The organism is Sphingomonas sp. RIT328 (assembly GCF_000632225.1).
Classification (GTDB): Bacteria; Pseudomonadota; Alphaproteobacteria; order Sphingomonadales; family Sphingomonadaceae; genus Sphingomonas; species Sphingomonas kyungheensis.
Genome location: NZ_JFYV01000012.1, coordinates 323,786 through 331,094, shown reverse-complemented (window position 1 = coordinate 331,094; position 7,309 = coordinate 323,786). Strand labels below are relative to the sequence as shown.

The 7,309-nt window shown below is 69.0% G+C and carries 6 protein-coding genes; 2 read left to right on the top strand and 4 right to left on the bottom strand.

Annotation, left to right across the window (positions count from 1 at the left end):
• Positions 1-441: 441 nt before the first annotated feature.
• From BW41_RS07850 to hflK, 4 genes are all read right to left on the bottom strand, one after another.
• Positions 442-2,046, bottom strand: coding sequence for a helicase HerA-like domain-containing protein (locus BW41_RS07850; RefSeq protein WP_037533188.1), 1,605 nt, complete (start codon positions 2,044-2,046; stop codon positions 442-444).
• Between the two features lie 108 nt (positions 2,047-2,154).
• Positions 2,155-3,711, bottom strand: coding sequence for a Do family serine endopeptidase (locus tag BW41_RS07845; protein ID WP_037533186.1), 1,557 nt, complete (start codon positions 3,709-3,711; stop codon positions 2,155-2,157).
• A 116-nt stretch (positions 3,712-3,827) separates the two neighbouring features.
• A complete protein-coding gene (gene hflC, locus BW41_RS07840; RefSeq protein WP_200870370.1) occupies positions 3,828-4,703 on the bottom strand; it encodes a protease modulator HflC in 876 nt (291 codons plus the stop codon).
• The gene (gene hflK / locus BW41_RS07835; protein WP_037533185.1) at positions 4,700-5,821 is read right to left on the bottom strand and encodes an FtsH protease activity modulator HflK; all 1,122 of its coding nucleotides are present in this window, start codon (positions 5,819-5,821) and stop codon (positions 4,700-4,702) included. Before hflK ends, hflC begins: the two co-directional genes overlap by 4 nt.
• Positions 5,822-5,891: 70 nt before the next feature.
• Here hflK and BW41_RS07830 point away from each other — a divergent pair, with 70 nt between their 5' ends.
• Positions 5,892-6,845, top strand: a complete 954-nt coding sequence (locus tag BW41_RS07830) for an Mrp/NBP35 family ATP-binding protein (RefSeq protein WP_037533183.1) — start codon at positions 5,892-5,894, stop codon at positions 6,843-6,845.
• Positions 6,846-6,855: 10 nt separating this feature from the next.
• Positions 6,856-7,287 carry a CoA-binding protein gene (locus BW41_RS07825; RefSeq protein ID WP_037533178.1) on the top strand — a complete coding sequence of 144 codons (432 nt, stop codon included), beginning with the start codon at positions 6,856-6,858 and terminating at the stop codon, positions 7,285-7,287.
• Positions 7,288-7,309: the final 22 nt, after the last annotated feature.

Sequence of the window (7,309 nt, the reverse complement as noted above, 5' to 3'; positions counted from 1 at the left end):
GGTGATTGGTGGCTGGCCGCTGGCCGCTGGCAGTTAGCAGTTAGCAGGAGGAGGCGCAGTGCGACGAACGGGAGGCAGGAGCCAGAAGGCGAAGACGAGCGGCGGCGGCGCGGCGGGCGGAAAGCCGCTTGCAGCCGTTGAGAGACGCGGGCCTTCGCCTACGTCAGCCCGCCTCCCGTCCTGTCGCTCTTTGCCACCCAGTCCCCCACTCTCGTCATCCCGGCGCAAGCCGGGATCCATGGAGGCGGGACGCGAATGCCAGCGCGCCGACGCCGGTCCACCGTGTCCATGGATCCGGGCTTGCGCCGGGATGACGAATGGGGGTGAGGGAAAGATCACTCAACGAGGCGGTGGACGCGCCTGCACGATCGCAGCGAGGTCCCGTCGAGCCGTCCGCCCCTCATCGCATCGGGCTGCCCAGCACGCTGCGCGGCACTCCCATCACCGCATCAGATTGCCCAGCACGCTGCGCAGCACCGTCCCCATCAGACCGCCGCCGGCCGACCCGCGGCGCGAGCCGCTGCCGAACACCTGTTTGCCGATCTCATTGGCGACCTGCCGACCGATCGAGGCGCTCGCGGCGCGGGTGGCGGAGGTCATCGCCTTGGCCCAGGGCGAGTTGGCGGCCTCGCGCGCCTGCGCCGCCTGGGCGCGCGCGGCCTCCTTGGCCGCCTGCGCGTCGGCCTTGGCCTGGACCGCGGCAGCCTTGGCGGCATCGTCCTGCGCGCGCGTCGCGGCCGCCGCCGCGGCGGCCTCCTGCGTCTTGGCGGCGAGGATCTCTTCCGCCGATTCGCGGTCGACCGCGGTGTCGTAGCGGTCGCCGATCGCATCGGTCTGGATCATCACGCCGCGCTCCTGCGGCGTCACCGGCCCGACGCGGCTCGCCGGCGGCTTGATCAGCGTGCGTTCGACCGGCGACGGCGCGCCGTCCGCCTGCAACAGCGACACCAGCGCCTCGCCGACCTTGAGCTCGGTGATCGCGGTGGCGACGTCGACGCCGGGATTGGCGCGGAACGTCTCCGCCGCCGACCGCACCGCCGCCTGATCGCGCGGGGTGAAGGCGCGCAGGGCATGCTGCACCCGGTTGCCGAGCTGCCCGGCGATCGTATCGGGCACGTCGATCGGGTTCTGCGTGATGAAATAGATGCCGACCCCCTTCGACCGGATCAGCCGCACCACCTGTTCGATCTTGTCGAGCAGCGCCTTGGGCGCGTCGTCGAACAGCAAATGCGCCTCGTCGAAGAAGAAGACGAGCTTGGGTTTGTCGGGATCGCCGACCTCGGGCAGATGCTCGAACAATTCGCTCATCAGCCAGAGCAGGAAGGTGCTGTAGAGCTTGGGCGCCGCCATCAATTTGTCGGCGGCGAGGATGTTGACGATCCCCCTGCCCTTGTCGTCGGTGGCGATCAGATCGGCGATGTCGAGCGCCGGCTCGCCGAAGAAATGATCGCCGCCCTGCGTGCGCAATTGCAGCAGCGCGCGCTGGATCGCACCGATCGACTGTTTGGAGACATTGCCGTAGCTGGTGGTGAGCTCGTCGGCGCGGGTCGCGCAATGCGCCAGCATCGCCTGCAGGTCGTCGAGGTCGAGGAGCAGCAGCCCCTCCGTGTCGGCGACATGGAAGGCGATCGTCATCACGCCCTCCTGCACCGTATTGAGGTCCATCAGCCGCGACAGCAGCAGCGGCCCCATCTCGCTCACCGTGGTGCGGATCGGATGGCCCTGCTCGCCGTACAGGTCCCAGAATTGCACCGGCGTGTCGGCATAGGCCCAGTCGCTCTCGCCGATCTCGGCGGCGCGGGCGGCGAAGGCCGCGTGCGTCTTCGCCTGCGGCGATCCGGCCATGGCGAGGCCGGACAGATCGCCCTTCACGTCGGCGACGAAACTCGGCACGCCGGCCCTCGAAAAGCTTTCGATGATCCCCTGCACCGTCACCGTCTTGCCGGTGCCGGTCGCGCCGGCGATCAGCCCGTGGCGGTTGGCGCGCCTCAGATCGAGGGTCTGCGGCTTGCCACCGCCCAGTCCGATGAAGATGCCGTCGCTCATGTCCGTTCCTGTCCCTTGTCCCGAGCAGACCTACCGCGGCTGACCGGGAAAAGGAAAGGGCCGCCGCTCCGATGGGAGCGACGGCCCTGACGGCGTCCGGATGGCGGCTTACTTGACCTTCAGCGCCAGGAACTGCGGCACGCCGCGGCCGCGCTGCACCAGCAGCAGCACCTGCGGGCGACCCGCCGCCTTGGCCTGCGCGACCAGTCGCGCCATGTCCGCAGTGGTGCGGACCGGCGTACCGTTGATCGCCTGGATCACGTCACCGCGCTTCAGCTTGCCGGCCGCGTCGCTGTTCGAATCGACGGTGGCGATCACCAGCCCCTGCACGCTCGAATCGACGCCGATCGCGCGCGCGATCCCCGGCGTCAGCGGCTGGACGTTGAGCCCGAGCGGGGCGGTGCTGCCCTGCGTCGTGCCGTCGCTGTCGTCGTCGCCGTCCGTCTGCGGATCGTTCGGCCCGAAGCCGCCCGAATCCTCGCCGCCGTTCGCCAGCGCGCGGATCTGATCGTTCGACGGGCGGGTCGCGACCGAGATGTTGACCGACACCGGCTGACCGGCACGCAGCACCTCGAACCGGGCGGTGGTGCCCGGCTGGAGGTTCGAGACGAGGCGCGTCAGCGTCTGGTCGGGGGTCACCTGCTGGCCGTTGATCTTGGTGACGACGTCGCCGGCGCGCAGGCCGCCCTTCGCCGCCGGACCGGCCGGCTCGACGCGGGCGATCAGCTCGCCCTGGTTCTTGGGGATGCCCAGTGCCGCGGCGGCATCGTCGTTGACCGCGCCGCCGATCGTCACGCCGATATAGCCGCGGGTGATCTTGCCGCCCTTCATGAACGTCTCGATGATCGGCTTGGCGGTCGCCGCCGGGATGGCGAAACCGATACCGATATTGCCGCCCGACTGGCTGAAGATCTGCGAATTGACGCCGATCACATTGCCGTTGAGGTCGAACATCGGGCCGCCCGAATTGCCCTGGTTGATTGAGGCGTCGGTCTGGATGAACTGATCATAGGCGCCGCCCTGGCCGGTGACGCGGTTGATCGCCGAGATGATGCCCGCCGTGACGGTGCCGCCGAGACCGAACGGCTCGCCGATCGCCAGCACCCAGTCGCCGACGCGCGCACGGCTCGAATCGCCCCATTTGACGAAGGGCAGGCCGGCGGCGTCGATCTTGAGCAGCGCTAGATCGGAATCCTGGTCCTTGCCGATCACCCGCGCGGTATATTCCTTGTTGTTGCTCAGGGTGACGGTGATCGAATTGACCGTCGCCCCCTCCGCACCCGGCGCGATGACGTGGTTGTTGGTGACGACATAGCCATCGGGCGAGATCAGGAAGCCCGACCCCAGCGACGCGCCCTCGCGCTTGACCGGCGCACCGCCCTGCCCGCCGCCCATGCCGCCGAACAGATCGCCGAACGGCGTGCCCGAGAAGGGGTTGGCCGGCTGGCGCTGGACGATCGTCTGCTTGGTCGAGATGTTGACCACCGCCGGCTGCAACTTGGCGACCATGTCGGCGAAGCTCATCGGCGCGCCGGCGCGCGGCACCGCCGCCTGGATCGCGCCGGGCTCGTTCTGCGCCTGCTGCGCGGTGCTCGGCTGGAGCGCCAGGGTGGCGGTCGCGCCGCCGAGGAGAAGCGCACTGGTGATGGCGTAAGCGTAGCGCACTAGGAGAAGATCCTCTTGATAAGGGGCATTCGGACGTGGTGCCTTACTGCGACCAAACGCCTGAACGCCGCTTGAATGTTCATACTGCCGAAAGTTGGGGGCTCATTTCCCGCGGATCAACGCCCCCGCCCTTCGAACTCACGCAAGTAACTGTTTCCGGGCGACAGGATGATCGACGTCGACCCGCTCGGCGGGGTGCCGCCATCCGCGCCGAAGGTGTGGCGGTAGGACTGCATCGCCCGGTAGAAATCGTAGAAGTCGGCGTCCTTGGTGAAGCTTTGCGCATAGATGCGCGCCGCCGCGGCATCCGCCTCGCCACGGATGATCTGCGCTTCCTTCTGCCCCTGCGCGCGGATGGTCGTCGCCTGCTGCTGGCGCGCGGTCGCCATCCGGGCGAGCGCGCGGTCGAGCGGGCTGCCGTCGGGCAGGTCGGCATGTTTGATCCGCACGTCGACGATCTGCACGCCATATTGGCTGGCGAGCCGCTGCATCCGCGTCTGGATATTGTCCATCACCTGATCGCGCTCGGGGCTGAGCAGCGTCGCGAACGGCTGGTTGCCGAGCTCGTTGCGGATCGAGCTGCCGAGCAGCGGGCGCAGCGCCTCGGTGATCGCGCTTTCCGTCTGCGAGGTGCTGCCGGTGGCGTTCACCGCCTTCAGCGGATCGATGATGCGGAAGCGCGCATAGGCGTCCACCTCCAGCCGCAGCTGGTCGGAGGACAGCACCTGCTGATTGTCGTAATCGACGTCGAGCACGCGCTTGTTGAGCCAGACCAGTCGGTCGATGAACGGGATGCGCAGGATCGGCCCGGCGCCGGTGCGGCCGAACTGCTCGTTGGGCCGCCACGCGTTGACGGTGCGCACCGGCTGTTCGAAGCGCAGGATCACCGCCTGCTGCGTCTCCGGCACGATGGTGATCGTCGCCGACAGCAGGATGACGAGGATCAGCGCGCCGAGGCCGAGCGCGATCGGATGCCGCCAGAGGCCGGTCACTGGCCGCCTCCCGCTGCCGAGACGGTCGGCTCGGTGGCCTGCACCTGCGGCGGCTGCGTCGCGTCGGGCAGGCGACGCGCATTGCCCATCGGCAGATAGGGTACGACGCCGTTCGGCTCGACGATCGTCTTGTCGGACTTGGCCAGCACGGCCTCCATGGTCTCGTAATACATGCGGCGGCGGGTCACCTCGGGGGCGAGGCGATATTGTTCGTACACCTTGTCGAACTGCGACGCTTCGCCTTCGGCGCGGGCGACGACCTGCTTGGCATAGGATTGCGCCTGGTTGCGCAGGCCCTGCGCATCCTGTTGCGCGGCGGTGACGTCCTTGAACGCATCGTTGACGCGCGCGGGCGGATCGGCCTGTTTGATGCCGACGCCGACGACGACGATCCCCGACTTATAATCGTCGAGCACCTTCTGCATCCGCTCCTGCACCTGATTCTCGATCAGCGCGCGGCCCGGCCCGAGCGCCGAATCGAGGCTGACGTTCGCCACCACCTCGCGCATCGCGCTCTCCGCGGTGGCGCGCACCGTGTCGCGCGGGCGATCGATCTGGAAGACGTAATTCTGCGGGTTCGAGATCTTCCAGCGCACCGCATAGGCCAGATCGATGATGTTCTGGTCGCGGGTCAGCATCAGATTCTCGGTGCCGCTCTCGGGGAAGTTCTCGATGCGGATATTCTGGACGTCGACCTTGACGACGCGGGCGATCGGCGCGGGCATCGTCATCGCGATGCCGGGATCGAGCGTCCCCGAATAGCGGCCGAGATAGGTGACGACGCCGCGTTCCTGCGGCGCGATCGGGTGGATCGAGGTGTAGAGGATCCATACCAGCAGGATGATCCCCGCCCCGATCAGCCACAGCGCGCGCGGGTTGGACGATCCGGGCAGGCCGCCGAGCCCGCCGCCATTGTCCCCGCCGCCGCCGCCGCGCGCCTTCTTGAGGAACTCGTCGAGCGCGGTCGGTTTCACGCCGGGCTTGCGTGCGCCGGGGGGCAGCGACCAGGGATTGCGCGGGCCGCCGCCGTTGGCGTCATCACCCTGTCCCCAGGGCCCCTTGGGCGTTTCGGTGGCGAGAATGGGAGGGCGCGATCGGCGACCCGGCAGAATTGTCATCCGTTCCTTATAAGAAGGCGAACGCGGAAAAACAGTGGCAAGCCGCCGCCGCGGGCCTATCTGGTGCGCGATGACACAAGACGTAACGAAAGCCGCGGTGCGCGCCGCCGCGGGCGACCGCGCGACGCTCCGCTTCGACGGAACGCGCGCCGGCATCGTCCTCGACGCGACCGGGCTCGGCGGCGCGGAACGCGACGCGCTCGAGGCGAAGGTGCGCGCGGCGGCGGAAGCGGCCTGGTCGGGCGAGGTGCGGCTGGTCGTCACCGCCGAGCGGATCAACCGCCGCATCATCGCGGTGGCGAGCGGCAAGGGCGGTGTCGGCAAGTCGACGCTCGCCGCCAATCTCGCCATCGCGCTCAAGGCGCGTGGTCGCCGCGTCGGATTGGTCGACGCCGATATCTACGGCCCGTCGCAGCCGCGGCTGATGGCGGCGGAGGACGAACGGCCGACCGCCAAGGACAAGGTGCTCGATCCGGTCGCCACCCCGTTCGGCGTGCCGATGCTGTCGATGGGCCAGCTGATCGCGCCCGGCAAGGCGATCGCCTGGCGCGGCCCGATGGCGGCGGGCGCGCTGACCCAGCTGGTCGACGCCGACTGGGGCGCGACCGACACGCTGGTGCTCGACCTGCCGCCGGGCACCGGCGACGTCCAGCTGACCATGGTGCAGAAGCACAAGCCGGCGGGCGCGGTGATCGTCTCGACGCCGCAGGATCTCGCGCTGATCGACGCGACCCGCGCGATCGACCTGTTCGACAAGGCCGGCATCCCGATCATCGGACTGGTCGAGAATATGGCGGGCTATATCTGCCCGCATTGCGGCGAAGCCTCCGATCCGTTCGGCAACGGCGGCGCGCAGGAGACGGCGGCGCGGCTCGGCCTGCCCTTCCTTGGCCGGGTACCGCTGGCGATCGGCATCCGCACCGCCTCCGACGCGGGCGCACCGCCGGCGGCGGGGAACGGCGCGGACGGCGTGGCGTTCCACACGATAGCCGCAGCGGTCGACGACTGGCTGCATCAGCATTGAGGAGACGGGCATGCCGCTGACCGACGACGCCGCGATCAAGGCGCTGCTCGAAGGCGCGCGTACGATCGCGATGGTCGGCGCCTCCGATCGTCCGGACCGCCCATCCTATGGCGTGATGGCGATGCTGCAACGGCACGGCTATCGCGTCATCCCGGTCAATCCGCAGATCACCGGCGAGCACGTCCATGGCGAATTCGTCTTCCGCGACCTGCACCAGCTCGGCGACCCGATCGACATCGTCGACATCTTCCGCCGTCCGGAGGCCGCCGGCGAGGCGGTCGACGAGGCGATTGCGATCGGCGCCAAGGCGGTGTGGCTGCAGCTCGGCGTCGTCAACACGGCCGCGGCGGCGCGGGCCGAGGCGGCAGGCTTGCAGGTGGTGATGGACCGCTGTCCAGCGATCGAGATCCCGCGGCTGGGGGTCGCACCGATCGCGGCTTGATTCGCGCCGGCGGCTGGACGAC